26 protein-coding genes are annotated in these 24,843 nt (G+C 62.0%); all 26 read left to right on the forward strand.

All coding sequences use genetic code 11. The features are described from left to right. Positions 1-79: 79 nt before the first annotated feature. The gene (locus KW568_RS08085) at positions 80-1,828 is read left to right on the forward strand and encodes a flagellin (RefSeq protein WP_004575774.1); all 1,749 of its coding nucleotides are present in this window, start codon (positions 80-82) and stop codon (positions 1,826-1,828) included. A gap of 76 nt (positions 1,829-1,904) precedes the next feature. Further along, on the forward strand, positions 1,905-2,255 hold the full coding sequence (locus KW568_RS08090; protein WP_003254450.1) for a flagellar protein FlaG: 351 nt from the start codon (positions 1,905-1,907) through the stop codon (positions 2,253-2,255). Positions 2,256-2,333: 78 nt separating this feature from the next. Further along, positions 2,334-3,689 (forward strand): flagellar filament capping protein FliD, encoded by a 1,356-nt coding sequence (gene fliD / locus KW568_RS08095; RefSeq protein ID WP_003254449.1) that lies wholly within the window; start codon positions 2,334-2,336, stop codon positions 3,687-3,689. 77 nt (positions 3,690-3,766) lie between these two features. Next, positions 3,767-4,162 (forward strand): flagellar export chaperone FliS, encoded by a 396-nt coding sequence (gene fliS, locus KW568_RS08100; RefSeq protein ID WP_003254447.1) that lies wholly within the window; start codon positions 3,767-3,769, stop codon positions 4,160-4,162. Positions 4,163-4,181: 19 nt separating this feature from the next. Beyond that, entirely contained in the window at positions 4,182-4,475 is a 294-nt protein-coding gene (locus tag KW568_RS08105; RefSeq protein WP_003254445.1) for a hypothetical protein, read from the forward strand. A 170-nt stretch (positions 4,476-4,645) separates the two neighbouring features. Then, positions 4,646-6,121, forward strand: a complete 1,476-nt coding sequence (gene fleQ / locus KW568_RS08110; RefSeq protein ID WP_003254443.1) for a transcriptional regulator FleQ — start codon at positions 4,646-4,648, stop codon at positions 6,119-6,121. Between the two features lie 202 nt (positions 6,122-6,323). After that, positions 6,324-7,541 carry a PAS domain-containing sensor histidine kinase gene (locus KW568_RS08115; protein WP_004575775.1) on the forward strand — a complete coding sequence of 406 codons (1,218 nt, stop codon included), beginning with the start codon at positions 6,324-6,326 and terminating at the stop codon, positions 7,539-7,541. After that, positions 7,541-8,896 carry a sigma-54 dependent transcriptional regulator gene (locus tag KW568_RS08120; protein ID WP_004575776.1) on the forward strand — a complete coding sequence of 452 codons (1,356 nt, stop codon included), beginning with the start codon at positions 7,541-7,543 and terminating at the stop codon, positions 8,894-8,896. The genes KW568_RS08115 and KW568_RS08120 overlap by 1 nt, the downstream gene beginning before the upstream one ends. 263 nt (positions 8,897-9,159) lie before the next feature. Next, positions 9,160-9,492, forward strand: coding sequence for a flagellar hook-basal body complex protein FliE (fliE, locus tag KW568_RS08125; protein WP_003254438.1), 333 nt, complete (start codon positions 9,160-9,162; stop codon positions 9,490-9,492). Between the two features lie 15 nt (positions 9,493-9,507). After that, a complete protein-coding gene (gene fliF, locus KW568_RS08130) occupies positions 9,508-11,286 on the forward strand; it encodes a flagellar basal-body MS-ring/collar protein FliF (RefSeq protein WP_004577671.1) in 1,779 nt (592 codons plus the stop codon). Then, complete coding sequence (fliG, locus tag KW568_RS08135) at positions 11,279-12,298, forward strand: flagellar motor switch protein FliG (protein WP_003254434.1); 1,020 nt, start codon at positions 11,279-11,281, stop codon at positions 12,296-12,298. Before fliF ends, fliG begins: the two co-directional genes overlap by 8 nt. Positions 12,299-12,460: 162 nt before the next feature. Then, positions 12,461-13,252, forward strand: a complete 792-nt coding sequence (gene fliH, locus KW568_RS08140; protein WP_004577672.1) for a flagellar assembly protein FliH — start codon at positions 12,461-12,463, stop codon at positions 13,250-13,252. Next, a complete protein-coding gene (gene fliI / locus KW568_RS08145; protein WP_004577673.1) occupies positions 13,242-14,597 on the forward strand; it encodes a flagellar protein export ATPase FliI in 1,356 nt (451 codons plus the stop codon). Before fliH ends, fliI begins: the two co-directional genes overlap by 11 nt. Before the next feature lie 6 nt (positions 14,598-14,603). Continuing rightward, positions 14,604-15,056 carry a flagellar export protein FliJ gene (gene fliJ, locus KW568_RS08150; protein WP_003254427.1) on the forward strand — a complete coding sequence of 151 codons (453 nt, stop codon included), beginning with the start codon at positions 14,604-14,606 and terminating at the stop codon, positions 15,054-15,056. A 307-nt stretch (positions 15,057-15,363) separates the two neighbouring features. Next, complete coding sequence (locus KW568_RS08155) at positions 15,364-15,669, forward strand: STAS domain-containing protein (protein ID WP_003254426.1); 306 nt, start codon at positions 15,364-15,366, stop codon at positions 15,667-15,669. Positions 15,670-15,677: 8 nt separating this feature from the next. After that, positions 15,678-17,369 (forward strand): fused response regulator/phosphatase, encoded by a 1,692-nt coding sequence (locus KW568_RS08160; protein WP_003254425.1) that lies wholly within the window; start codon positions 15,678-15,680, stop codon positions 17,367-17,369. Positions 17,370-17,417: 48 nt separating this feature from the next. Next, positions 17,418-17,765 carry an Hpt domain-containing protein gene (locus KW568_RS08165; RefSeq protein WP_004577674.1) on the forward strand — a complete coding sequence of 116 codons (348 nt, stop codon included), beginning with the start codon at positions 17,418-17,420 and terminating at the stop codon, positions 17,763-17,765. Between the two features lie 69 nt (positions 17,766-17,834). After that, positions 17,835-19,100 carry a flagellar hook-length control protein FliK gene (locus tag KW568_RS08170; RefSeq protein ID WP_003254420.1) on the forward strand — a complete coding sequence of 422 codons (1,266 nt, stop codon included), beginning with the start codon at positions 17,835-17,837 and terminating at the stop codon, positions 19,098-19,100. Positions 19,101-19,319: 219 nt separating this feature from the next. Next, positions 19,320-19,817, forward strand: coding sequence for a flagellar basal body-associated protein FliL (fliL, locus tag KW568_RS08175; protein ID WP_003254419.1), 498 nt, complete (start codon positions 19,320-19,322; stop codon positions 19,815-19,817). A gap of 9 nt (positions 19,818-19,826) precedes the next feature. After that, entirely contained in the window at positions 19,827-20,795 is a 969-nt protein-coding gene (fliM, locus tag KW568_RS08180; protein ID WP_003254418.1) for a flagellar motor switch protein FliM, read from the forward strand. A 47-nt stretch (positions 20,796-20,842) separates the two neighbouring features. Continuing rightward, positions 20,843-21,307, forward strand: a complete 465-nt coding sequence (fliN, locus tag KW568_RS08185) for a flagellar motor switch protein FliN (protein ID WP_003254417.1) — start codon at positions 20,843-20,845, stop codon at positions 21,305-21,307. 12 nt (positions 21,308-21,319) lie between these two features. Continuing rightward, a complete protein-coding gene (gene fliO, locus KW568_RS08190; RefSeq protein WP_014860286.1) occupies positions 21,320-21,754 on the forward strand; it encodes a flagellar biosynthetic protein FliO in 435 nt (144 codons plus the stop codon). Continuing rightward, complete coding sequence (gene fliP, locus KW568_RS08195) at positions 21,754-22,509, forward strand: flagellar type III secretion system pore protein FliP (RefSeq protein ID WP_003254415.1); 756 nt, start codon at positions 21,754-21,756, stop codon at positions 22,507-22,509. The genes fliO and fliP overlap by 1 nt, the downstream gene beginning before the upstream one ends. 21 nt (positions 22,510-22,530) lie before the next feature. Further along, complete coding sequence (gene fliQ / locus KW568_RS08200) at positions 22,531-22,800, forward strand: flagellar biosynthesis protein FliQ (protein ID WP_003254414.1); 270 nt, start codon at positions 22,531-22,533, stop codon at positions 22,798-22,800. Positions 22,801-22,807: 7 nt separating this feature from the next. Further along, positions 22,808-23,584, forward strand: a complete 777-nt coding sequence (gene fliR / locus KW568_RS08205) for a flagellar biosynthetic protein FliR (protein ID WP_003254413.1) — start codon at positions 22,808-22,810, stop codon at positions 23,582-23,584. A 2-nt stretch (positions 23,585-23,586) separates the two neighbouring features. Then, positions 23,587-24,729 (forward strand): flagellar biosynthesis protein FlhB, encoded by a 1,143-nt coding sequence (gene flhB, locus KW568_RS08210; RefSeq protein WP_004577675.1) that lies wholly within the window; start codon positions 23,587-23,589, stop codon positions 24,727-24,729. Positions 24,730-24,843: the final 114 nt, after the last annotated feature.

Consider the following 24,843-nt stretch of genomic DNA (forward strand, 5'->3'; position numbering starts at 1 on the left):
CATTACGAAGGTTCTCTAGGCCACACCCGGCTGTCGCCAGGGCCGGAAGCCGCAGTATCCATACAACGAGGAATTCGTCATGGCTTTGACCGTTAACACTAACATCACCTCCTTGGGCGTTCAGAAGAACCTGAACCGTGCTTCCGACGCGCTGGGCACCTCCATGTCCCGCCTGTCCTCTGGCCTGAAAATTAACAGCGCCAAAGACGACGCCGCTGGCCTGCAGATCGCCAACCGTCTGACTAGCCAGATCAAAGGCCTGAGCGTTGCCGTGAAAAACGCCAACGACGGCATCTCCATCGCTCAGACTGCTGAAGGTGCGATGCAGGAATCGACCAGCATTCTGCAGCGTATGCGCGAACTGGCCCTGCAGTCGGCTAACGGCTCGAACAGCGATGATGACCGTACTTCCCTGCAGCAGGAGTTCACCGCTCTGTCGGGTGAGCTGACTCGTATTGCAAACACCACTACCTTCGGTGGTCGTAACATTCTGGACGGCTCTTTCCAGAACATCGGTTTCCAGATTGGTGCTAGCGCTAACGAAACAATTTCGTTCGGCATGACTGACATCAGTGCAACTGGTCTAAAAGGATCTTACAGCGAGGCAACTGTTGCTGGTAATGAAATGGGGGGGCTGACTGCCACTGCATTGGGTACTAAGCTGACCACTCCAGCGCCGGTGGTGGGTGCGGCGGTCGTGAACAGCACATCAGTACCAGACGAGATTAAGGCTGGTGGAGGCGGCTTCGCTGCGGAATTCGGCTTCGCTATCGGTAATCAATCTGTATTGGTAGAGGTTGGTGACGAAGGTGCAGCTATTGCTACTAAGATGCAAGCCGCTCTGCGAGCTGCGACTGGTGATAATACCGCCACTGTAGGCTTTACTGACGCTGATGGCTTCACCATGTCTGCCTTGGCAGATATAGAAATTTCCGGCGCTGGTGCTTCCGCTGTTGGTCTAGCTACCGGCACCACTAACGCTGTTCGTGCAGGTACTCCAACCCCTGCAACTGGCGCAACTACTCTTGCTGCTGGTGGCACTATCAAGGTCAATGACACTCAGGTTACTTGGGCTGCAGGTGCTGATATTGACTCTGTTCTCACTCAAATCAACGCTATCGGTACTATCGACGCAACCAAAACCAAAATCGATGCTGATGGTCGTTTGAATATCGTTTCGAAAGATGGCAGCGATGTTCGTCTCTCGAATGATCAAAGCGGTTCCTTGGCTCAGTTGGGCCTGACTGCTGGTACTTCTGAAGCTAAAACTACTGAAGATACTTCGATTACTCTGAATGGTGTAGAAGTCAAGTTCGCCAAGGGCTCCAGCGCTCAGAACGTCGTTTCGGCGATCAATAGCGCTAGCACGGGTGTTACTGCCAGTCTGACTGATGATGGTAAGCTGTCGCTGTTCTCCGACAAAGACATTACTGTTGCTGACGGTAGTGCAGGTACTGGTCTCGCCGCTCTCGGTCTAGCCGGCAAAACTGGTGCGACGGCAGTTGCAATGGAAACTACCGTTTCCAACCTCAGCATTACTGACGCTAAGTCGTCGCAGATATCGATCCAAGCATTGGATGCTGCTATCGCCCAGGTCGACAGCCAGCGCGCCCAACTGGGTGCCGTTCAAAACCGCTTCGACAGCACCGTAGCCAACCTGAACAGCATCTCGGAAAACTCCACCGCTGCCCGCAGCCGTGTGCAGGACGCCGACTTTGCTGCTGAAACCGCCGAGCTGACCAAGCAGCAGACCCTGCAACAGGCTTCCACCGCGATCCTGTCCCAGGCCAACCAGCTGCCGTCGTCGGTACTGAAACTGCTGGGCTAATTTCAAAAGCTGAGTAGTTTGACGAAGGGTACGGCGACGTACCCTTTCGTCTTTCCGAGAATAAGGGGTGTAAGACATGGATATGAGCGTGAAACTGGGCCTGTCCTATCCCGCCTCCGCTGCGCCCGACACATCGACGAGCAAGCGGCAAGCAAGCGACCCGGCAGCCAGCGAGCCGGTCGACAAACAACCCAAACCTGAAGCTCGGCAAGACCTGGAAAGCGCCATCAGTGCCATCCAAGACTTCGTCAAGGCTTCAGAGCGACAACTCGACTTTTCGATCGATGACTCCACCGGCCAGGTGGTGGTCAAGGTCATAGCCCGCCAAAGCGGCGAAGTCATCCGCCAGCTGCCATCCGAAGTGGCACTGAAACTGGCGGAAAACCTGAAAGACGCCAACAGCCTGTTGTTCGATACCCAGGTCTGAGTTGGCACGGCATTTGTTTATTAGCGCACGGATGCCTTTTCGTCGGTAAACCGGCGGCAACGATTAAGGAGATGTGATATGGCGAGCTCAACCATCAATGGGCTTGGCTCTGGCCTCGATATCAGCGGTATCGTGAAGGCGCTGGCAGATGCCGAAAAGGCGCCCAAGCAAACCCAGATCAACAACCAGACCACCACAGCCACCACCTCGCTGTCGGCCATCGGTACTGTGAAAAGCGCACTGGATACCTTTCGTGCAGCCGTTGCCAAGCTGAACACGGCTTCGAGCTTTTCCGGTTTGGCGTCGTCGTCGTCCGATGAAGCCGTTGCCAAGATCAAGCTGGGCGATGGCGCGTCGTCCGGTAACTATGCTCTCGAAGTTACCCAGTTGGCGACAGCTTCCAAGATCTCGACACAGGTCTACGAGAAGACTTCGACTATCGTCAACGATTCGGGGCAATCGCAAACCCTGACGATTAGCCAGGGCAGTGCTACCCATAGCGTGACCATCGCCAACGGCGCGACCCTGCAGCAGGCTCGTGACACGATTAATGGTCAACTGCAGTCAAAAGGTATCACCGCGAACATCGTCACCGACGCCAGTGGTTCACGCCTGATCTTCTCGTCCACTAAAATGGGTGAGGGCACCGAACTGACGTTGGGCGGCGACGCCAGCATGGCTAGTGATGTGACGACCATCGCCAAGCCACAGAACGCAAAATACACCCTGGACGGTCTTGAGCTGGAATCGGCCTCGAATACTGTGACAGGCGCCATCAGTGGCGTGGATATCACACTGGTCAAGGAAGGCAAGGCCAGCCTAGCGGTATCGAGCAATAACGATACGCTCAAGACCTCGGTGCAGTCGTTCGTCACCGCTTACAATGCGCTGATGACTACTATCAATGCCCAGACCAAGGTCACCACAGGCTCTGATGGCTCTGCCACCGGCTCGGCCGCATTGACCGGTGATGCGACCATGCGCTCGCTGGTCAATTCCATTCGTAGCGAGATCAGTCGGAGCGTTGGCAGTACAGGCCTGCGCACTTTGTCGCAATTAGGCATCAATACCGTCCAGAAAACCGGCCTGTTGGAGCTCAATGACACCAAGTGGGACGCTGCGGTCAAAACGTATGGTGCTGACATCAGCGGTCTGTTCACCGGTAAGGAAGGCCTGCTCACGCGCATGACCTCCGCCACCGAGGAATACGCCAAGACCGGTGGCATCCTGGCCTCTCGTCAGACCAATCTGACTAATCAGCTCAAGCAACTGGAAGAGTCGCAAACCGCCCTGGACCGTCGTATCGAGTCTTTGACCGAAACCCTGACCAAGAAATATAACGCCATGGACACCATGGTCGCCCAGCTCAAGGCTACTAGTGACAGCGTGATGACCACGCTCAACGCGTTGAACAAAGCCAATAGCGACAGCTGATCATTAAAGAAACGCCGGGCCGGGCCGATGTAGTAGACATGCGGCCCACGTCCAGCCCCGTTCAATGAGGATCCCCCATGCACCCGATGAGAGCCCTTCGCCAGTACCAGAAGGTCAATTCCCACGCTCAAATTTCCGAAGCTACCCCGCACCGCTTGGTGCAATTGCTGATGGAGGGTTCGCTTGACCGCATGGCTCAGGCCAAAGGTGCGATCGCGCGCGGCGATGTGGCGCTGAAGGGTGTGATGCTGGGCAAGGCTATTGACATCATCGGTGGTCTGCGTGAGGGGCTGGATAAGGAAAAGACCGATAACCCAGACGAACTGGACCGCCTCGACAGCCTGTACGACTACATGGCTCGCCGCCTGACTCAGGCCAATCTGCATAGCGACCCGGCCATGATCGACGAAGTCGCGCAATTGATGATCACTGTCAAAAGCGGCTGGGATGCCATCGCCTCCGCCGAGCAATAACACCCTAAGGAGCACCCCCATGAGCGCGCTGCAGCAAATCGAAGACACCCGCCTTGCCCTGAGCGAGGCCCTGCAAGTGCGCGACTGGGCGGCCATTGGTGAGTTGGACTTGGCCTGTCGTGCGCTGATGGATGAATTACTGCAAGAGAATCAGGATGATGAGGCCGCAATCCGGGCCAATCTGGAAGCGTTGATGGCGGTTTATCGTCAGCTGATCGACGTTGCAAGTGACGAGCGTCAATCCTTGGTCGCACAAATGTCGAATATCAACCAAGCGAAACACGCCACAAAGGTATACCATCTGTTCAGCTGAAGCTGGGCAGAGAGCAACGCTTCGGCGCCATAAATTTGACTGCCTTTAAGTTTTTGACTTTACTAGTGGCTGTTTTCGAATTTCAGACGTCCGAACACTGACCATTCAGTCGGAATGATGTCGAGCACGCCCCTGCAGGGCGCCGATATGACTAGGGAAGTTGCTATTGCATGTGGCGTGAAACCAAGATTCTGCTGATCGATGACGACAGCGCGCGCCGCCGCGACCTTGCGGTGGTGCTGAACTTCCTCGGCGAAGAAAACCTCGCATGTGCCAGCCATGACTGGCAGCAGGCGGTCGAGCCATTGTCCTCGAGCCGCGAAGTGCTGTGCGTGCTCATCGGCACCGTGAATGCTCCGGGCAATCTGCTTGGGCTGCTTAAGACAGTGGCTACCTGGGATGAGTTCCTTCCGGTTCTGCTTTTAGGTGAAATTTCTTCTGCCGAGCTGCCGGAAGACCTTCGCCGCCGGGTGCTGTCCAACCTGGAAATGCCGCCAAGCTACAGCCAGCTGCTGGATTCGCTGCACCGTGCCCAGGTCTACCGCGAAATGTATGACCAGGCGCGCGAGCGCGGTCGCCAGCGCGAGCCCAATTTGTTCCGTAGCCTGGTGGGCACCAGCCGTGCCATTCAGCACGTGCGGCAAATGATGCAGCAAGTGGCGGATACCGACGCCAGCGTGCTGATCCTGGGTGAGTCAGGCACCGGCAAGGAAGTGGTGGCGCGCAACCTGCATTACCACTCCAAGCGCCGTGAAGCGCCGTTCGTGCCGGTCAACTGTGGCGCGATCCCGGCCGAGCTGCTGGAGAGCGAACTGTTCGGCCACGAGAAGGGCGCCTTTACCGGGGCCATCACCAGCCGTGCCGGGCGTTTCGAGCTGGCCAACGGCGGTACCCTGTTCCTCGATGAAATCGGCGACATGCCGTTGCCGATGCAGGTCAAGCTGCTGCGTGTGCTCCAGGAGCGCACCTTCGAGCGCGTGGGTAGCAACAAGACCCAGAGCATCGACGTGCGCATCATCGCTGCGACGCACAAGAACCTCGAAACCATGATCGAGGACGGCACCTTCCGCGAAGACCTGTACTACCGCCTGAACGTGTTCCCTATCGAAATGGCGCCGTTGCGTGAGCGGGTGGAAGACATCCCGTTGCTGATGAACGAGCTGATTTCGCGCATGGAGCACGAGAAGCGCGGTTCCATTCGCTTCAATTCCGCCTCGATCATGTCGCTGTGTCGTCACGGCTGGCCGGGCAACGTGCGCGAGCTGGCCAACCTGGTCGAGCGCATGGCGATCATGCACCCGTACGGGGTCATTGGCGTGTCGGAACTGCCGAAGAAATTCCGCTATGTCGATGACGAAGACGAGCAGATGGTCGACAGCCTGCGCAGCGACCTGGAAGAGCGCGTGGCGATCAATGGCCACACACCCAATTTCAGCAACCACGCCATGCTGCCGCCCGAAGGCCTGGACCTCAAGGACTACCTGGGTAGCCTGGAGCAGGGGCTGATCCAGCAGGCGCTGGACGATGCCAACGGTATCGTTGCGCGCGCGGCTGAACGTTTGCGTATTCGCCGTACCACACTGGTCGAGAAAATGCGCAAGTACGGCATGAGCCGCCAGGGCGGTGAGGAACAGGCGGAAGATTGAAGCCTGGCGGTTACCTATGATGGCTTCTTCGCGGGCACGCCCGCTCCCACAGGATCGATACACATCTTCAATTCGGTGATATCCCTGTAGGAGCGGGCGTGCCCGCGAAGAGGCCGGCACAAATCCCTATCTCCGGCACGGCTATTGCTACATCGCTGGCAACACACCGTTTTTATGACGGTCAGCCACGCGAGAGAGCACGATGCCCCAGGCCGCCCACGTATCCCGAGCCCCCGAACAGCAGGGGCAAACCCCGGTCGCGCAGGACAGCGGCCAGGGTATCGCGCAGGCCTTCGCCCTGTTCAATCAGGTGTCCAGCCAACTGAGCCAGTCCTACAGCCTGCTCGAAGCCCGGGTCAGTGAGCTCAAGGGCGAGCTGGCCGTGGTCAGCGCCCAGCGCATCGACGAACTGAGTGAAAAGGAACGTCTGGCCAACCGCCTGCAGAACCTGCTCGACTTGCTGCCCGGCGGGGTGATCGTGATCGATGGCCAGGGCCTTGTGCGCGAAGCCAACCCGGCTGCTTGCGAGTTGCTCGGCGAGCCGCTGATCGGCCAATTGTGGCGCCAGGTGATCGCCCGTAGCTTTGCCCCGCGCAAGGACGACGGCCACGAAGTCTCGCTGCGCGACGGTCGCCGCCTGTCGATCGCCACCCGCTCACTGGATGCCGAGCCTGGCCAATTGGTGCTGCTCAACGACCTGACTGAAACCCGTCGCCTCCAGGACCAGCTGGCTCGCCACGAGCGGCTGTCGTCGTTGGGGCGCATGGTTGCCTCGCTGGCCCACCAGATCCGCACGCCGCTGTCGGCAGCCATGCTGTATGCCGGCCACCTGGCCGACAACGAGCAAGCGCTGAGCGCGCAAACCCGTCAGCGCTTCGCCGCGACCTTGAAGGAGCGCCTGCACGAACTGGAACACCAGGTGCGCGACATGCTGGTGTTTGCCCGTGGCGAGTTGCCACTGGGGGACCGGGTGACCCCGAAAGCGCTGTTCCAGGCCCTGCAACAGGCGGCCCAGGCGCATGTGCAGGGGCACGCCGTGCGCTGGCAGTGCGACAGTCATCTGGGTGAGCTGCTGTGCAACCGCGACACCCTGGTCGGTGCCTTGCTCAACCTGATTGAAAATGCCCTGCAGGCCAGCGATGGCCCGGCACGGCTGAAGGTGCACCTGTACCGCCGCGAACGTAGCTTGCACCTGTGCGTCAGCGATGCCGGCAGTGGCATCGATGCAGGCTTGCTCGGCCGTTTGGGCGAGCCGTTCCTCACCACCAAGGCCACCGGCACCGGCCTGGGCCTGGCCGTGGTCAAGGCGGTGGTGCGTGCGCACCAGGGCACGATCAACCTGCGCTCGAAGGTCGGCCGTGGTACCTGCGTGCGGGTAGAGCTGCCATTGATCGACGGGCAATTGGCGGAGGGGGTGTAATGGCAATCAAGGTGCTGCTGGTCGAGGATGACCGCGTATTGCGCCAGGCGCTGGGCGATACCCTGGAAATCGGCGGTTTCGCCTACCAGGCCGTGGGCAGTGCCGAAGAAGCGCTGGAGGCCGTACTGGATGACGCGTTCAGCCTGGTGGTCAGTGACGTCAACATGCCCGGTATGGACGGGCACCAGTTGCTCAGCCAGCTGCGCCGCCAGCAGCCACAGTTGCCGGTACTGTTGATGACGGCGCACGCTGCCGTCGAGCGTGCGGTCGAGGCCATGCGCCAAGGCGCCGTCGACTACCTGGTCAAACCGTTCGAGCCCAAGGCGCTGCTCAGCCTCGTGGAGCGGCATGCCGCCGGGCGTGTGACCGGCGAAGAGGGGCCGGTGGCCTGCGAGCCGGCCAGCCGCCAGTTGCTGGAACTGGCGGCCCGTGTGGCGCGCAGTGACTCGACCGTGCTGATTTCCGGCGAGTCCGGTACTGGCAAGGAAGTGCTGGCGCGCTACATTCACCAGCAGTCGCCGCGCGCGGCGCAGCCCTTCGTGGCGATCAACTGCGCGGCGATCCCCGACAACATGCTCGAGGCCACCCTGTTCGGCCACGAGAAGGGTGCCTTCACCGGCGCTATTGCGGCTCAGGCGGGCAAGTTCGAGCAGGCCGAAGGCGGCACCTTGCTGCTCGACGAAATCTCGGAAATGCCCATGGCCTTGCAGGCCAAGCTGCTGCGTGTGCTGCAGGAGCGGGAGGTGGAGCGGGTAGGCGGGCGCAAGCCGATCAGCCTGGACATTCGGGTGCTGGCCACCACCAACCGCGACCTGGCAGGCGAAGTGGCAGCCGGGCGCTTCCGCGAAGACCTGTACTACCGCCTGTCAGTGTTTCCGCTGGCCTGGCGCCCGCTGCGTGAGCGGCCGGGCGATATCCTGCAGCTGGCTGAGCGCTTGCTGGCGCGCCATGTGGCCAAGATGAAGCACGCCCCGGTGCGCCTCTCGCCAGGGGCGCGGGCCTGCCTGCAAGCCTATGCCTGGCCGGGCAACGTGCGCGAGCTGGACAACGCCCTGCAGCGGGCGTTGATTCTGCAGCAGGGTGGTGTGATCGAGGCGGCGGATTTTTGTCTGGCAGGCGCCATTCCATTGTCAGCTGGCACCGAGCCATCTCTCGAGGTGGTTGCTGATGCCGGCGGCCTGGGGGATGACATGCGTCGCCACGAGTACCAGATGATCATCGACACCCTGCGCGCCGAGCGCGGCCGCCGCAAAGAGGCGGCCGAACGCCTCGGGATCAGTCCGCGGACGTTACGCTACAAGCTGGCGCAGATGCGCGATGCCGGGTTTGACGTCGAGGCCAGCCTGTTCGGCTGACAGGCCAATCACCTGCAACTGGCGCGGACCTCTGTGGGAGCGGCCTTGCGTCGCGATAGGGCCGCAAAGCGGCCCCGGTGATCTTTGCGGCGGAGCTGAAGTCCTGGGGCCGCTTCGCGCCCCTATCGCGACGCAAGGCCGCTCCCACAGGAATTGTGTGAGCCCTGGGAAATGAGTCGCGAAGGCTGGCACCTTTGTTGCTTTAGGTAGGTCATTCGCCGCATGAGTGTCAAAAAAATGCGGCCGCAGGAGAGAGAAGGGTCATGAGCCAAGGTGTTGAATTCAATCGTCTGATGTTGGACATGCGGGCCATGCAGGCCGATGCCATGTCGCTGCCCAAGGTAACTGCCGCCCCCGAGCTGGCGCCAGGGCAAAGCACCTTCGCCGACATGCTCGGCCAGGCCATCGGCAAAGTGCATGAGACGCAGCAGGCCTCGACCCAACTGGCCAACGCGTTCGAAATCGGCAAAAGCGGCGTCGACCTGACTGACGTGATGATCGCTTCGCAAAAGGCCAGCGTGTCGATGCAAGCCATGACCCAGGTACGCAACAAGCTGGTCCAGGCGTACCAGGACATCATGCAGATGCCGGTTTGAGGACGGATGTAACCCATGGCTGAAGCAGTCGTCGAAAACGCCCCCGCCAAAGCTGGCTCGCCAGCGGCCAAGCCGCCGCTGTTTGGCATGGCGTTTCTGGAAAACATCTCGCAGATGCCCATGCTGCGTCAGATCGGCCTCATGGTCGGCCTGGCGGCCAGCGTGGCCATCGGCTTTGCCGTGGTGCTGTGGTCGCAACAACCCGATTACCGTCCGTTGTACGGCAGCCTGTCGGGCATGGACACCAAGCAGGTCATGGACACCTTGGCCGCTGCTGACATCCCCTATAACGTGGAGCCCAACTCGGGGGCCCTGCTGGTCAAGGCCGACGACCTCTCCCGTGCGCGCCTGAAACTGGCAGCCGCCGGCGTGGCGCCGAGCGATGGCAATGTCGGCTTCGAGCTGCTCGACAAGGAGCAGGGCCTGGGCACCAGCCAGTTCATGGAAGCTACCCGCTACCGCCGCAGCCTTGAAGGCGAACTGGCCCGTACCGTTTCCAGCCTCAACAACGTCAAGGCCGCGCGCGTGCACCTGGCCATCCCGAAAAGTTCGGTGTTCGTGCGTGATGAACGCAAGCCCAGCGCCTCGGTACTGGTCGAGCTGTACCCAGGCCGTGCACTGGAAGCCGGGCAGGTGATGGCCATCGTCAACCTGGTCGCCACCAGCGTGCCGGAACTGGACAAATCCCAGGTCACCGTCGTCGACCAGAAAGGCAACCTGCTGTCCGAACAGATTCAGGATTCCGCGCTGACCCAGGCCGGCAAGCAGTTCGACTACAGCCGCCGGGTGGAAGGCATGCTCACCCAGCGTGTGCACAACATTCTGCAGCCGGTGTTGGGCAACGACCGCTACAAGGCCGAAGTGTCCGCCGACCTCGACTTCAGCGCGGTCGAGTCCACCTCCGAACAGTTCAACCCCGACCAGCCGGCGTTGCGCAGCGAGCAGTCGGTCGACGAACAACGTGCCAGCAGCCAAGGCCCGCAAGGCGTGCCTGGCGCGCTGAGCAACCAGCCGCCAGGCGCCGCTTCGGCACCGCAGACCACTGGTGGCGCGGCTACCCCGGCTGCTGCCATTCAGCCTGGCCAACCGCTGGTGGATGCCAATGGTCAGCAGATCATGGACCCGGCCACCGGTCAGCCGATGCTCGCGCCGTACCCGTCAGACAAACGTCAGCAAAGCACCAAGAACTTTGAGCTGGACCGTTCCATCAGCCACACCCGCCAGCAGCAGGGGCGCATGACCCGCCTGTCGGTAGCGGTGGTGGTGGACGACCAGGTCAAGATCGACCCGGCCACTGGCGATACCACGCGGGCGCCATGGGGTGCCGAAGACCTGGCGCGCTTTACCCGCCTGGTGCAGGACGCAGTCGGCTTCGATGCCAGCCGTGGCGACAGCGTGACGGTGATCAACGTGCCGTTCGCCGCCGACCGTGGCGAGGAAATCGCCGATATCGCCTTCTACCAGCAGCCGTGGTTCTGGGATATCGTCAAACAGGTGCTGGGCGTGGTGTTCATCCTGGTGCTGGTGTTCGGCGTGCTGCGGCCAGTGCTGAACAACATTACCGGGGGCGGCAAGCAGGCTGCCCCGGACAGCGACATGGAGCTGGGCGGCATGATGGGTCTGGATGGCGAACTGGCCAACGACCGCGTCAGCCTGGGTGGCCCGACAAGCATTCTGCTGCCTAGCCCGAGCGAGGGTTACGAGGCACAGCTCAACGCAATCAAAGGCCTGGTGGCCGAAGACCCGGGCCGTGTGGCCCAGGTCGTGAAAGACTGGATCAACGCCGATGAGTGATAACCGAGCCGTTACCGCCAAGCTGAGCCGCGTCGACAAGGCGGCGATCCTCCTGCTCTCGCTGGGCGAGACCGATGCGGCCCAGGTGCTGCGGCACATGGGCCCGAAGGAAGTGCAGCGGGTGGGTGTGGCCATGGCGCAGATGGGCAATGTGCACCGTGACCAGGTTGAACAGGTGATGAGCGAGTTCGTCGACATCGTCGGCGACCAGACCAGCCTGGGCGTCGGTTCTGATGCGTACATCCGCAAGATGCTCAACCAGGCCCTGGGCGAGGACAAGGCCAACGGCCTGGTCGACCGCATCCTGCTCGGCGGCAATACCAGCGGCCTGGACAGCCTCAAGTGGATGGAACCGCGTGCCGTGGCCGACGTGATCCGCTATGAGCACCCACAGATCCAGGCCATCGTGGTCGCCTACCTCGACCCGGACCAGGCCGGTGAAGTGCTGAGCAACTTCGACCACAAGGTGCGCCTGGACATCGTCCTGCGCGTGTCATCGCTGAACACCGTGCAACCCGCGGCGCTGAAGGAGCTGAACCAGATTCTCGAGAAGCAGTTCTCGGGCAACTCCAACGCCGCGCGTACCACCCTGGGTGGCATCAAGCGGGCGGCCGACATCATGAACTTCCTCGACAGCTCGGTGGAAGGCGCACTGATGGACGCGATCCGCGAAATCGACAGCGACCTGTCGGAGCAGATCGAAGACCTGATGTTCGTCTTCAACAACCTGGCCGACGTCGACGACCGGGGCATCCAGGCGCTGTTGCGCGAAGTGTCCTCCGACGTGTTGGTGGTGTCGCTCAAGGGCGCCGACGAGCGGGTCAAGGACAAGATCTTCAAGAACATGTCCAAACGTGCTTCGGAGTTGCTGCGCGACGATCTGGAGGCCAAAGGGCCGGTACGGGTCAGCGACGTGGAAACCGCGCAGAAAGAAATCCTCACCATTGCCCGGCGTATGGCCGAGGCCGGCGAGATCGTGCTTGGCGGCAAGGGCGCCGAGGAAATGATCTAAGGTATTCGCGATCCCATGGCCGACGCCGCCTTTTGTAGGCGCGGGTTTACCCGCGAAGGCGTCGGCCCTGGCAATCGAGGTTGTCGCTGCCGACGCATTCGCGGGTGAACCCGCTCCTACAAGGGACCGTGTCGGCCGAACATGGTTTGAGAACATGACAGCATGCCCACCAAAGAACAACACCCCAGCGACCTGATCCGCGCCCGCGACCTCGAGGGCGTGGACGTGTGGACGCTGCCCAGCTTCGACCCGGAACCGGAGCCTGCGCCCGAGCCAGAGCCGGAACCCGAGGTCATCGAGGAAGTCGAGGAAGTGCCGCTGGAAGAAGTCCAGCCACTGACCCTGGAAGAGCTCGAAGCCATCCGTCAGGAGGCCTACAACGAGGGCTTCGCCACCGGGGAGCGCGAGGGCTTCCACAGCACTCAGCTCAAAGTCCGCCAGGAGGCCGAAGAGGCCCTGAAGGCCAAGCTGGAAAGCCTCGAGCGGCTGATGGCCAACCTGATGGAGCCGATCGCCGAGCAGGACACGCAGATCGAGAAAAGCCTGGTGCACCTGATCGCGCACATGAGCCGTCAGGTGATTGGCCGCGAGCTGCGCAACGATTCCAGCCAGATCACTCAGGTGCTGCGCGAAGCGCTCAAGCTGCTGCCCATGGGCGCGGACAATATCCGCATCCACCTCAACCCGCAGGATTTCGAGCTGGCCAAGGCCCTGCGCGAACGCCATGAGGAGAACTGGCGGCTGTTGGAAGACGGCGCGCTGCTACCGGGTGGTTGCCGCATCGAGACGGCCCACAGCCGTATCGATGCCACCATGGAAACGCGTATCGAAAAAGCGGTGGCGCAGCTGTTCGACCAGTTGCACGACCATTCCCTGCACCCGGCGGCGCCAGACATGACGATAGACCTGGACGCGCCGGCCGAGCGTGCCGTGGACAGCCCAGATGCACCTTGAACGCACCAGTTTCGGCAAGCGCCTCGGCTCTTACGCTGAGGCCATCGAGCTGCCTGCCCAGCCCATCGTCGAAGGCCGCTTGCTGCGTATGGTTGGCCTCACCCTGGAAGCCGAAGGCCTGCGCGCAGCAGTGGGCAGCCGCTGCCTGGTGATCAACGATGACAGTTATCACCCGGTGCAGGTCGAGGCCGAAGTCATGGGCTTTGCCGGGCCCAAGGTGTTTCTGATGCCGGTGGGCAGCATCGTCGGCATCGCGCCGGGGGCCCGGGTCGTGCCGCTGGATGACGGCGGCCGTCTGCCCATGGGCATGAGCATGCTGGGCCGGGTGCTCGACGGCGCCGGCCGTGCGCTGGATGGCAAGGGCGGAATGAAGGCCGAGGACTGGGTGCCGATGGACGGCCCGGTGATCAACCCGCTCAACCGCGACCCTATCAGCAAGCCGTTGGATGTGGGCATTCGCAGTATCAACGGCCTGCTTACCGTCGGCCGTGGTCAGCGGCTGGGCCTGTTTGCCGGTACCGGGGTGGGTAAATCGGTGCTGCTGGGCATGATGACCCGCTTCACCGAAGCCGAAATCATCGTGGTCGGCCTGATCGGTGAGCGGGGGCGCGAGGTGAAGGAGTTCATCGAGCACATCCTCGGTGAAGAGGGCCTCAAGCGCTCGGTGGTGGTGGCTTCGCCGGCCGACGATGCCCCGCTGATGCGCCTGCGCGCCGCCATGTATTGCACACGCATTGCCGAGTACTTCCGCGACAAAGGCAAGAATGTGCTGTTGCTGATGGACTCGTTGACCCGTTTCGCCCAGGCCCAGCGGGAAATTGCCCTGGCCATCGGCGAGCCACCGGCCACCCGGGGTTACCCGCCATCGGTGTTCGCCAAGCTGCCCAAGCTGGTGGAGCGGGCAGGCAATGGCGAGCCTGGCGGTGGTTCGATCACTGCGTTCTATACTGTGCTGTCTGAAGGCGACGATCAGCAAGACCCGATCGCCGACTCGGCGCGGGGCGTGCTTGACGGCCACTTTGTGCTGTCGCGTCGGCTGGCTGAGGAGGGCCATTACCCGGCCATCGACATCGAAGCGTCGATCAGCCGGGTCATGCCCCAAGTGGTCGATGCCGACCACTTGCGCCAGGCGCAGAAGTTCAAGCAACTGTGGTCGCGCCTGTCGCAAAGCCGCGACCTGATCAGCGTGGGGGCTTACGTGGCCGGCGGTGATCCAGAGACCGACCTGGCCATTGCCTTGCAATCGAAGCTGGTTGAGTTCCTGCGCCAAGGCCTGTGCGAGAATGTGGGCATGGCGCAGAGCCGCGAACAGCTGGGGGCAATTTTCACGCCCCCGGCAGGTTGATAAGCCATGGCGCTGCCCGGACGTGCCGCGCGCCTGGCGCCGGTGGTGGACATGGCCGAAGAAGCCGAGCGCAAGGCGGCTCAGCGCCTTGGTCATTTCCAGCAGCAGGTGGCCACGGCCCAAGCCAAGCTGGCCGAGCTGGAGCGCTTTCGCGAGGATTACCAGCTGCAGTGGATCAACCGCGGCGGGCAAGGGGTCAATGGCAGCTGGCTGGTCAATTATCAGCGTTTTCTGGGGCAGCTGGAAACGGCCATGACCCAGCAGCGGCAAAGCCTGGTCTGGCACCAGAACAACCTCAATAACGCCCGGGGTACCTGGCAGCAGGCCTATGCCCGGGTGGAAGGTTTGCGCAAGCTGGTACAGCGCTACCAGGACGAGGCCCGGCGCGCTGAAGACAAGCGTGAGCAGCGCTTGCTGGATGAGCTGTCGCAGCGCCTACCGCGGCAAAACCATCTATAGGTGTTCGCCGCAGGCCTTGCAGCGGAATAATTGGCCCGAAACAAATGCGAGGTCTTGCCCGCGAATGCGGTGGCGGCTGCGACGGTGTATGACCGGGTATGTTGGCTGGCAGGTCCGGCCTATTCGCGGGTGAACCCGCTCCTACCACGGTATTGGGCGACACCACCGATTGATGTAGGAGCGGGTTTACCCGCGAAGAGGCCGTACAGGCCATCAAAGCCACGAGCCTGCATCCGCTTGCCACCCCCACCATCGCCTGCTAAACCTTAGAGCAGTTGCATCCGCCATCATCGAAGGAATCGCTAGCATGGCAGTCGAGACTGATTTTTCGCAGGACGGGAAAAAGCTGACCATCAAGATCAAGGGGCGCTTCGATTTCGGCAAGCATCAGGAGTTTCGCGACGCCTACGAACGCCAGCCCAGGCGCCCGGATTCGGTGGTCGTCGACCTGAAGGACACCACCTACCTCGACAGCTCCGCGCTGGGCATGCTGCTGTTGCTGCGCGACCACGCGGGCGGCGACGAGTCGGATGTGCGGGTAGTGCATGCCAGCTCCGACGTGCGCAAGATTCTCGCTATCTCCAATTTCGAAAAACTCTTCGATATCAGTTGAGCGCCGACATGCCGGCTGAACAGGCGTTGACCGTGCTGGTCGCCGAAGACAGTGCTGTCGATCGCCTTCTGCTTGCGCAGATCGTGCGCCGCCAGGGGCATCAGGTATTCACTGCGGAGAACGGCGAGCAGGCGGTAGCGCTGTACCTCGAGCGGCGCCCGCAACTGGTGCTGCTGGACGCCCTGATGCCGGTCATGGATGGCTTCGAGGCGGCGCGGCAGATCAAGGCATTGGCTGGCGAGGCGCTGGTGCCGATCATTTTCCTGACGTCGCTGAATGAAGAAGAAGGCCTGGTGCGTTGCCTGGAGGCGGGGGGCGATGATTTCATGGCCAAGCCCTACAGTGCGGTGATCCTCGCTGCCAAGATTCGCGCCATGGACCGTCTGCGTCGCTTGCAGGCAACGGTACTAGAACAGCGTGACCAGATCACACGGCATCACCATCACCTGCTTAACGAGCAGCGGGTGGCCAAGGCGGTGTTCGACAAGGTGGCCCACTCGGGTTGCCTTTCCGCCCCCAACATTCGCTACCTGCAATCGCCTTACGCGCTGTTCAATGGCGACCTGATGCTGGCGGCATTTACCCCGGCCGGCGACATGCGTGTGCTGCTTGGCGATTTCACCGGTCATGGCCTGCCGGCGGCGGTCGGCGCCATGCCGATGGCTGAGGTGTTCTACGGCATGACCGCCAAGGGCTACGGCATGGCGCAGATCCTGCGCGAGATGAATGCCAAGCTCAAGCGCATCCTGCCGGTGGACATGTTCTGCTGTGCGCTGCTGCTCAACCTCAGCATGCAGCGCGGCTCGGTGGAGGTGTGGAATGGCGGTATGCCCGATGGTTATCGCCTGTCGGTGGATGGCCAAGTGCTGTCGGCACTGAGTTCGCGGCACCTGCCGCTGGGCATTCTGGCCGCTGAGCGCTTCGATGACAGCACAGAGGTGTTGCCGCTGGCACCGGGCGAGCGCCTGTTGCTGCTGTCAGACGGTGTGCTCGATACCGCCGACGACCAGGAGCGCCTGTTTGGCGTACAGCGCCTGCGAGCGGTGCTGGCCGACAACCGCGACCCTGTGCAGTTGTTCGATGAGCTGATGCTGGCCCTGGAGCGTTTTGGTGGGCAGCCACGCGATGACATCAGCTTGTGCGACATTCGCATGTTCACTGCCGAGGAGCGGGTGCCGGCACCGATGATCTACTCTGATAGTGGCCGCTCCAGCCCGCTGGACTGGTCGCTGAGCTTCGAAGTGCGGGGCGAAAGCCTCAAGCGCTTCAACCCTGTGCCTTACCTGGTGCAGTTGTTGCAGGAAATTCATGGCCTGCGCGCGCGTACCGGCAACTTGCACAGTGTGCTTAGCGAGTTGTATGCCAATGCGCTTGAGCATGGTGTGCTGGGCCTGGACTCACAGCTCAAGCGCGATGTGCAGGGCTTTACCGACTATTACCAGGAGCGCGCCCGGCGCCTGGGCTCGCTGACCGAAGGCTTTGTAAGCATCGATTTCAAGGTTGAACCGCATGGCGGCGGTGGGCGTCTGATGATCGAGGTGCGCGACAGCGGTGCCGGCTTCGACGTGCAGCAAGTGCTTGCGCGGCCTTCGCTGGATCAGGGGCTGAGCGGTCGCGGTCTGAATCTGGTGCGGCAGTTGGCCAGTGACGCGCGCTGGAGTGAAGGCGGGCGTTGCGCGCATGTGGAGTTCGTATGGTGAGCCACGGGTTGGCTCGGGCATAATCTGGCTTGATCAAGGAGTGAACAAGTGACTGACATGCATATTGACCACAAGGTACTCAGTGACCTGCGTGAGGTCATGGAAGATGGCTACCTGCAGTTGGTGCAGACTTTTCTCGACGACTCAGAGCGGCGTCTTGGCCAGCTGCACGCGGCCAAAAGCGCCGAGGAGCTTGGCGCGGCAGCCCACAGTTTCAAGGGCAGCAGCAGCAACATGGGCGCGGTGGCCTTGGCCAGCCTGTGCCAGCAGCTCGAAGAGCGCGCACGGCGGCCCCCGTTATATGGAATTGAAGACTTGATCAGCCGCATCGACATGGAATTCGTCGTGGTGCAGCACTTTTACCGTGGTGAGCAGCAACGTATTTCCGCAGGCTGATACGCGAGTTGGCGCGAGTCTTGCCTGTCTCTGCCCGATGATTTTTGTTTCTGGCGCGGAGACCGCTCGATGCCTGTCGCACCCAACCCTTTGTTGCAAGCCAATGCCATTGCCAAGACCTCGCGTTCGGCCACCGTGCAGGCGGACAAGCCGCTGCAGGCGCTGGGCGACAAGGGCGATGCCTTTGGCCAGGTGATGGCCAAGCAGGGCCGCGACAAGGTTACCGGGCAGGACGACAAGGTTGCTCAAGCCAAGCCCAAGGACAAACCTGATGCGGCAGCCGGCGGCAAGAAAGACCCGGCTGGCAAAGCTGCAGTTGCCGATGACGGCAACAAGTTGCCAGAAGAGGATTCGGCCCAGGCCGATACGGGTGTGCGTGATGCCAGCCTGGTGGCCGGTCAGGTCACTGATGCCCAGCCCGGCGCACAACTGATCCAGGCTCAGGCCGAGGCGGTGGCGCCCGTGCTGCAGGCGGCCACGGCGCAAACCCAGGTCGCCGCGGCACTGCCTGAAGAGCCGTCCGCCGAGGAGGCCTTCGATCCGGATGCTGACCCCCTGGCCAACCTGCCAACCCTGCGCCTCGCGCTGGAGCACAGTGCCCAGGCCAAGGGTGGCACCTCGGCACATGCCCTCGATGCTGCCCAGGCTCAGGGCGAGGAAGGGCAGGCGGCCGTCAATACCTTGGCGAATTTGGTCGAGAATACCGATGGCGAAAGCGCCGAATCCGGTGACAAGGCCTTTGGCAGCTTGCTTGAGGACGGCCTGAAAGACACCAAGAGTGCCAGCAGCGACACCCGCATCGATGATTTTGCCAACCGCCTGGCCAGCCTGACCCAGGCGGCCACGGCCAAGACCGCCAATGCCGTGCCGGCCAATGCGAACCCGCTGCATCAGCCATTGCCAATGAACCAGAACGCTTGGGCCGAAGGCCTGGTCAACCGGGTCATGTACCTGTCCAGCCAGAACCTCAAGTCGGCTGATATCCAACTGGAGCCGGCAGAACTCGGTCGCCTCGACATTCGCGTCAATGTTGCGGCGGACCAGGCCACCCAGGTCACCTTCATCAGCGGCCACGCCGGCGTACGTGATGCCCTCGACAGCCAGGTGCATCGCCTGCGCGAACTGTTTGCCCAGCAGGGGTTGGCGCAGCCGGATGTCAACGTGGCTGACCAGTCGCGCGGGCAGCAACAACAGCAGGGGCAGGCGCAGGGCAGCAACCTTTCCGGGGTGGCGGCGCGCCGCTCCGAGCAGGGTGGGGTCGAGGCGGTCGATAGCGCCCGGCCTTTGGAGCAGCAGGTGGTTGTCGGCGACAGTGCGGTCGATTACTACGCCTGATAACGGTTGGCCTGGGCTGGCTTCTTCGCGGGCGAGCCCGCTCCCACAGGCATTTCGTTGATTTCGAACCCTGTGCGGTAGCTGTGGGAGCGGGCGTGGCCGCGAAGAAGCCAGCACCGCAAAACCTGCTGGAATCCATCCCCTGCGAAATCTGGCATAACACTTGCTCAAGCCAAGCCATCCTCCCTTGAACCCCCCGATGGACGACGGATTATTGGCATGGCGAAGAGCGAAGCAGTCAAAGACCCCGCCACTAAAGGCAAACTCAAGCTGATCCTGCTGGCCGTCGTCGGCCTGCTGCTGGCGATCGGCCTTTCGGTGGGCGCTACCTGGTTCATCATGCACAAGAGCGAGCCCGCTCCGGCCGCCGAGGCCGCGGCCAGCAACGTCAAGCCAGCGGCGATCTACGAGGCGCTGACCCCGGCCTTCGTGGTCAACTTCAACCAGAACGGCCGCCAGCGCTACATGCAGCTGAGCATCACCCTGCAGGCGCGTAACCAGGCCGACCTGGATGCCCTCAAGGTGCACATGCCGGTGATCCGCAACAACCTGGTGATGATGTTCTCCGGGCAAGGGTTCGACACCCTCGCCAGCAGCCCGGTAGGGCAGGAGATGCTGCGTCAGAAGGCCACCGCGGTGGTCCAGGAAGTGGCGCAGAAGGAAGTCGGCAAGCCGGTCATCGACCAGTTGCTGTTCACCAATTTCGTATTGCAGTAGGAGTCCGCAATGGCCGTACAGGACCTGCTGTCCCAGGATGAAATCGATGCCCTGTTGCACGGTGTCGACGACGGGCTGGTGCAGACCGAGAGTGCATCCGAGCCTGGCAGTATCAAAAGCTACGACCTGACCAGTCAGGACCGTATCGTGCGGGGTCGCATGCCGACCCTGGAAATGATCAACGAGCGCTTCGCCCGCTACACCCGTATCAGCATGTTCAACCTGCTACGCCGCTCCGCAGACGTGGCCGTGGGGGGCGTGCAGGTCATGAAGTTCGGCGAATACGTGCACTCGCTGTACGTGCCCACCAGCCTCAACCTGGTCAAGATCAAGCCGCTGCGTGGCACTTCGCTGTTCATCCTCGACGCCAAGCTGGTGTTCAAGCTGGTGGACAACTTTTTTGGCGGCGATGGCCGCCACGCCAAGATCGAAGGGCGTGAGTTCACCCCGACCGAGCTGCGTGTGGTGCGCATGGTGCTGGACCAGTGTTTCGTCGACCTCAAGGAAGCCTGGCAGGCGATCATGCCGGTCAGCTTCGAGTACATGAACTCCGAGGTCAACCCGGCCATGGCCAACATTGTCGGCCCCAGCGAGGCGGTGGTGGTGTCCACCTTCCACATCGAACTGGACGGCGGCGGCGGCGATCTGCACGTGACCATGCCGTACTCGATGATCGAGCCGGTGCGGGAAATGCTCGACGCCGGTTTCCAGTCGGACCTGGACGACCAGGACGAGCGCTGGGTCAAGGCCCTGCGCGAGGACGTGCTGGACGTGGCCGTGCCAATGACCGCCACGGTCGCCCGACGCCAGCTGAAGCTGCGCGACATCCTGCACATGCAGCCGGGTGACGTGATCCCGGTGGAGCTGCCCGAGCACTTGGTGCTGCGCGCTAACGGGGTGCCAGCGTTCAAGGCGCGGCTGGGCTCGCACAAGGGCAACCTGGCCCTGCAGATCATTGACCCGATCGAACGCCGCTGACGGTGTGCCGGTCGCTTACAACGAATTGAATGCCTGTCGAGGAAATCATGGCTAACGAAAACGAGATCACCTCCCCAGAGGACCAGGCACTGGCCGATGAGTGGGCCGCAGCGTTGGAAGAAACCGGTTCTGCCGGCCAGGCCGACATCGATGCACTGCTGGGCGGGGACACCGGCAGCAGCGGCCCGGGCCGCCTGCCGATGGAAGAATTCGCCAGCTCGCCGAAGCCGAACGAAAATGTCAGCCTCGAAGGCCCTAACCTGGACGTGATCCTGGACATCCCGGTGAACATTTCCATGGAAGTGGGCAGCACCGAGATCAACATCCGCAACCTGCTGCAGCTCAACCAGGGCTCGGTGATCGAGCTCGACCGCCTGGCCGGGGAGCCGCTCGACGTGCTGGTCAACGGTACGCTGATCGCCCATGGCGAAGTGGTCGTGGTCAACGAAAAGTTCGGCATCCGCCTGACCGACGTGATCAGCCCCAGCGAACGTATCAAGAAGCTGCGCTGAGTGAAGGGCACGATGCGCGCCATCGCCGTGGCAGCGGTGCTGTTCGCCAGCCACGCCTGCCTGGCTGCGGCCACGCCAGCGGCCACCCCGGCGGCTCAACCTGGCAGTCTCGGCGGGCAGCTGGCGCAGATGGTCTTGGGCCTGCTGCTGGTGGTGGGCCTGATCTTCTTCCTGGCCTGGCTGCTGCGGCGCCTGCAGAGCACCGCTGTGAAGGGTGGGCAGGTGATCGAGATTGTCGGCAGCCGTGCCATCGGCCCGCGTGACCGCCTGCTGCTGGTGCAGGTGGGCAAGGAGCAGATCCTGATAGGCCATACCCCCGGCACCATCGAGGCCCTGCACGTACTGGCCGAACCCGTGGAAGTGCCGGCAAGCGTCCGTCAGGCGACGCCGGAGTTTGCCCAGCGGCTGATGGAGCTGATGGGCAAGGACCCTAAGGACAACAAGTGATGAGCGGCGCGCTGCGTACGTTGTTGACTCTGGCGCTGCTGCTGGCTGCGCCGCTGGCCCTGGCCGCCGACCCGCTGTCGATCCCGGCCATCACCCTGTCCAACACCCCGGACGGGCAACAGGAATATTCGGTCAGCCTGCAGATCCTGCTGATCATGACCGCGCTGAGCTTCATCCCGGCGTTCGTCATTCTGATGACCAGCTTTACCCGCATCATCATCGTGTTTTCGATTTTGCGCCAGGCCCTGGGCCTGCAGCAGACGCCATCGAACCAGCTGTTGACCGGCATGGCGCTGTTCCTGACCATGTTCATCATGGCGCCGGTGTTCGATCGGGTGAACCAGGACGCGCTGCAGCCGTACCTGAAGGAGCAGATGACTGCCCAGCAGGCGATCGACAAGGCCCAGGGCCCGCTCAAGGACTTCATGCTGGCGCAAACCCGGCAGAGCGACCTTGACTTGTTCATGCGCCTGTCCAAGCGCACCGACATCGCCGGCCCCGACCAGGTGCCGCTGACGATCCTGGTGCCGGCATTCGTCACGTCGGAGCTCAAGACCGCGTTCCAGATCGGGTTCATGATCTTCATCCCGTTCCTGATCATCGACATGGTGGTGGCCAGTGTGCTGATGGCCATGGGTATGATGATGCTGTCGCCGCTGATCATCTCGCTGCCCTTCAAGATCATGCTGTTCGTGCTGGTCGACGGCTGGGCGCTGATCATGGGCACCCTGGCCAGCAGTTTCGGCGGCGTCTGACGCCGTCAAGGAGAGCCGCCGATGACACCTGAAGTAGCTGTCGACCTGTTCCGTGATGCCCTATGGCTGACCACCTTGATGGTTGCCGTGCTGGTGGTGCCGAGCCTGTTGGTGGGCCTGGTGGTGGCGATGTTCCAGGCGGCCACGCAGATCAACGAACAGACCCTGAGCTTTCTGCCGCGCCTGCTGGTGATGCTGATCACGCTGATCATTGCCGGGCCGTGGCTGGTGCAGAAATTCATGGAGTACATCACCACGCTCTACACCAACATCCCGCAGCTCATAGGTTGATGCGGCGATGCTGGAACTGACCGACACGCAGATCGGCACCTGGGTCGCCACCTTCATCCTGCCGTTGTTCAGGGTGACCGCGGTGCTGATGACCATGCCGATTTTCGGTACCCGCATGTTGCCGGCGCGGGTGCGCTTGTACGTGTCCGTGGCCATCACCGTGGTAATCGTGCCGGCACTGCCGCCACTGCCTGAATTCGACCCGCTGAGCCTGCGCGGTTTGCTGCTGTGCGCCGAGCAGATCATCGTTGGCGCACTGTTTGGCCTGGCCTTGCAGTTGTTGTTCCAGGCTTTCGTGATTGCCGGGCAGATTGTTGCGGTGCAGATGGGCATGGCCTTCGCCTCGATGGTTGACCCCGCCAACGGGGTCAACGTCACGGTAATCAGCCAGTTCATGACCATGCTGGTGAGTGTGTTGTTCCTGTTGATGAACGGCCACCTGGTGGTGTTCGAGGTGCTGACCGAAAGTTTTACCACCTTGCCGGTGGGGAGTGCGCTGGTGGTCAACCACTTCTGGGAGCTGGCCGGGCGCATGGGCTGGGTGTTCGGTGCCGGCCTGCTGTTGATTCTGCCGGTGATTGCCGCGCTGCTGGTGGTGAACATCGCCTTTGGCGTAATGACCCGCGCAGCGCCACAGCTGAATATTTTCTCCATCGGCTTCCCGCTGACCTTGGTCATGGGCATGTTCGTCTTCTGGGTGGGCTTGGCCGATATACTGTCTCACTATCAGGCATTGGCCAGTGAAACGCTGCAGTGGCTGCGTGAGTTGGCGAGGGCGCGCTGAACATGGCAGAAAGCGAGAGCGGTCAGGACAAGACAGAAGACCCCACCGAAAAGCGCAAACGCGATGCCCGCGAGAAGGGCGAGGTCGCGCGCTCCAAGGAGCTGAACACGGTGGCGGTGACCCTGGCGGGCGCTGGTGGCCTGCTGGCATTCGGTGGTCACTTGGCCGAAACATTGCTGGCGTTGATGCGCATGAACTTCAGCCTGACCCGCGACATCATCGTCGATGAACGGGCCATGGGGGCCTTTCTGCTGGCCTCGGGCAAGATGGCTATCTGGGCGGTGCAGCCGGTGTTGATCCTGCTGTTCGTGATTTCCTTCGTGGCGCCCATCGCGCTTAGCGGCTTCTTGTTCTCGGGCAGCTTGCTGCAGCCCAAGTTCAGCCGCATGAACCCGCTGTCGGGGATCAAGCGCATGTTCTCGATGCAGGCCTTGACTGAATTGCTCAAGGCGCTGGCCAAGTTTTTCGTGATTCTGGTGGTGGCGGTGGTGGTGCTCTCCGGTGACCGCCAGGCCTTGCTGTCGATTGCCAACGAGCCGCTGGAGCAGGCGATCATCCATAGCTTGCAGGTGGTGGGCTGGAGTGCCTTGTGGATGTCGGCCGGGCTGTTGCTGATTGCCGCGGCAGATGTGCCGTTCCAGCTGTACCAGACGCACAAGAAAATGAAGATGACCAAGCAGGAAGTGCGCGACGAGTACAAGGACAGCGAGGGCAAGCCCGAGGTCAAGCAACGTATTCGCCAACTGCAGCGCGAGGTGTCGCAGCGGCGCATGATGGCGGCGGTACCGGATGCAGATGTGATCATCACCAACCCGACGCATTATGCGGTGGCGTTGCAATACGACCCGGAGAAAGGCGGTGCGGCGCCGTTGCTGCTGGCCAAGGGTAGCGATTTCATGGCGTTGAAGATTCGTGAAATTGGCGTGGAGCACAACATCCAGATCCTCGAGTCGCCGGCGCTGGCGCGGGCGATCTATTACTCCACCGAACTTGAGCAGGAGATCCCGGCGGGGCTGTACCTGGCGGTGGCGCAGGTGCTGGCGTATGTGTTCCAGATTCGCCAATACCGCGCCGGCAAGGGCAAGCGCCCAGAGCCGCTGAAGGACGACCTGCCGATCCCGCCGGACCTGCGCCGCGACAGTTGACCTTGTGTCACGGCTTCTGGCTCTTTCGCGGGTAAACCCGCTCCTACCACGGTGGTGGGCACATGTCGGCGGTTGGCGCGCTGTAGGAGCGGGTTTACCCGCGAAAGGGCCGGG

Source organism: Pseudomonas sp. HD6515 (assembly GCF_024971855.1).
In the GTDB taxonomy this organism is placed as follows: domain Bacteria; phylum Pseudomonadota; class Gammaproteobacteria; order Pseudomonadales; family Pseudomonadaceae; genus Aquipseudomonas; species Aquipseudomonas alloputida.

What these genes read in the sequence shown, in the direction of transcription:
- KW568_RS08085 (WP_004575774.1), top strand. Translation starts at nt 80, where the DNA reads ATGGCTTTGACCGTTAACACTAACATCACCTCCTTGGGCGTTCAGAAG.
- KW568_RS08090 (WP_003254450.1), top strand. Translation starts at nt 1,905, where the DNA reads ATGGATATGAGCGTGAAACTGGGCCTGTCCTATCCCGCCTCCGCTGCG.
- fliD (WP_003254449.1), top strand. Translation starts at nt 2,334, where the DNA reads ATGGCGAGCTCAACCATCAATGGGCTTGGCTCTGGCCTCGATATCAGC.
- fliS (WP_003254447.1), top strand. Translation starts at nt 3,767, where the DNA reads ATGCACCCGATGAGAGCCCTTCGCCAGTACCAGAAGGTCAATTCCCAC.
- KW568_RS08105 (WP_003254445.1), top strand. Translation starts at nt 4,182, where the DNA reads ATGAGCGCGCTGCAGCAAATCGAAGACACCCGCCTTGCCCTGAGCGAG.
- fleQ (WP_003254443.1), top strand. Translation starts at nt 4,646, where the DNA reads ATGTGGCGTGAAACCAAGATTCTGCTGATCGATGACGACAGCGCGCGC.
- KW568_RS08115 (WP_004575775.1), top strand. Translation starts at nt 6,324, where the DNA reads ATGCCCCAGGCCGCCCACGTATCCCGAGCCCCCGAACAGCAGGGGCAA.
- KW568_RS08120 (WP_004575776.1), top strand. Translation starts at nt 7,541, where the DNA reads ATGGCAATCAAGGTGCTGCTGGTCGAGGATGACCGCGTATTGCGCCAG.
- fliE (WP_003254438.1), top strand. Translation starts at nt 9,160, where the DNA reads ATGAGCCAAGGTGTTGAATTCAATCGTCTGATGTTGGACATGCGGGCC.
- fliF (WP_004577671.1), top strand. Translation starts at nt 9,508, where the DNA reads ATGGCTGAAGCAGTCGTCGAAAACGCCCCCGCCAAAGCTGGCTCGCCA.
- fliG (WP_003254434.1), top strand. Translation starts at nt 11,279, where the DNA reads ATGAGTGATAACCGAGCCGTTACCGCCAAGCTGAGCCGCGTCGACAAG.
- fliH (WP_004577672.1), top strand. Translation starts at nt 12,461, where the DNA reads ATGCCCACCAAAGAACAACACCCCAGCGACCTGATCCGCGCCCGCGAC.
- fliI (WP_004577673.1), top strand. Translation starts at nt 13,242, where the DNA reads ATGCACCTTGAACGCACCAGTTTCGGCAAGCGCCTCGGCTCTTACGCT.
- fliJ (WP_003254427.1), top strand. Translation starts at nt 14,604, where the DNA reads ATGGCGCTGCCCGGACGTGCCGCGCGCCTGGCGCCGGTGGTGGACATG.
- KW568_RS08155 (WP_003254426.1), top strand. Translation starts at nt 15,364, where the DNA reads ATGGCAGTCGAGACTGATTTTTCGCAGGACGGGAAAAAGCTGACCATC.
- KW568_RS08160 (WP_003254425.1), top strand. Translation starts at nt 15,678, where the DNA reads ATGCCGGCTGAACAGGCGTTGACCGTGCTGGTCGCCGAAGACAGTGCT.
- KW568_RS08170 (WP_003254420.1), top strand. Translation starts at nt 17,835, where the DNA reads ATGCCTGTCGCACCCAACCCTTTGTTGCAAGCCAATGCCATTGCCAAG.
- fliL (WP_003254419.1), top strand. Translation starts at nt 19,320, where the DNA reads ATGGCGAAGAGCGAAGCAGTCAAAGACCCCGCCACTAAAGGCAAACTC.
- fliM (WP_003254418.1), top strand. Translation starts at nt 19,827, where the DNA reads ATGGCCGTACAGGACCTGCTGTCCCAGGATGAAATCGATGCCCTGTTG.
- fliN (WP_003254417.1), top strand. Translation starts at nt 20,843, where the DNA reads ATGGCTAACGAAAACGAGATCACCTCCCCAGAGGACCAGGCACTGGCC.
- fliO (WP_014860286.1), top strand. Translation starts at nt 21,320, where the DNA reads ATGCGCGCCATCGCCGTGGCAGCGGTGCTGTTCGCCAGCCACGCCTGC.
- fliP (WP_003254415.1), top strand. Translation starts at nt 21,754, where the DNA reads ATGAGCGGCGCGCTGCGTACGTTGTTGACTCTGGCGCTGCTGCTGGCT.
- fliQ (WP_003254414.1), top strand. Translation starts at nt 22,531, where the DNA reads ATGACACCTGAAGTAGCTGTCGACCTGTTCCGTGATGCCCTATGGCTG.
- fliR (WP_003254413.1), top strand. Translation starts at nt 22,808, where the DNA reads ATGCTGGAACTGACCGACACGCAGATCGGCACCTGGGTCGCCACCTTC.
- flhB (WP_004577675.1), top strand. Translation starts at nt 23,587, where the DNA reads ATGGCAGAAAGCGAGAGCGGTCAGGACAAGACAGAAGACCCCACCGAA.